General features: G+C 78.4%; 1 protein-coding gene. It reads left to right on the top strand.

What is annotated here, in order from left to right; translation table 11 throughout:
* Nucleotides 1–629 (top strand): hypothetical protein (locus K6I34_RS37810; protein ID WP_238490379.1); only part of this gene is annotated, 629 nt, incomplete at both ends.

Here is a 629-nt window from a genome sequence, read left to right as displayed (position 1 = left end):
CCCCACCCCCGAGCGTGCCGAAGAGGTGCGCGAGTGCCTCCGGCTCGCGGAGTCCGTCGACGAGGCGGCCCGCGAAGGCGGCAGGCTGCGTGCCTTCCTCCTCGCCGACCTCGCCCGCTACCGCGCCGCCCTGCCCGGTGCCGCCGCCGGCTACACAGAGCGGCTCCAGGACGCCCTCGCCGCGGGCTACCAGCCCCACGCGGACGACCTGGCGGCACTGCGGGCGCTCTGTTCGGGACCCTCCGGCGGCGCCGAGGCCGACCGCCGCCGCGCGTTGCTGCACCGCTGCGAGCACCTCGCCGAGCTCGCCGTGCGGGCACGGCTGGCCGAGCGCGCGGTGACGGCGGGCGCGGTGCCCGCCTCCCGGCCGCAGCCGGGTCGTGCGCGGCTGCTCGCCCTGCCGGGCGGCCGGGCGGCGGGCGCGGCTGTGACGGGCGCGCCGACGGCCGCCGTGGCGGCCCTGGCGGCATCGGGGGAGCCGGGGGAGCGGAGTTCCCTCGCCGAGGTGAAATGCGAACTGAAGACCGAACGGGAGTCGGGAATGAAGTCGGGATCCATGGGAGAGCGGAAGTCCGAGCCGAAGCCCGCTCCGAAACCGGCGCCCGATCCGGCCCCGGCCGCCCCCAGGC

Source organism: Streptomyces sp. UNOC14_S4, assembly GCF_020740835.1.
In the GTDB taxonomy this organism is placed as follows: Bacteria; Actinomycetota; Actinomycetes; order Streptomycetales; family Streptomycetaceae; genus Streptomyces.
The sequence above is the reverse complement of the archived record's forward strand: the minus strand, read 5'-3'. Positions and strand labels throughout refer to the sequence as shown.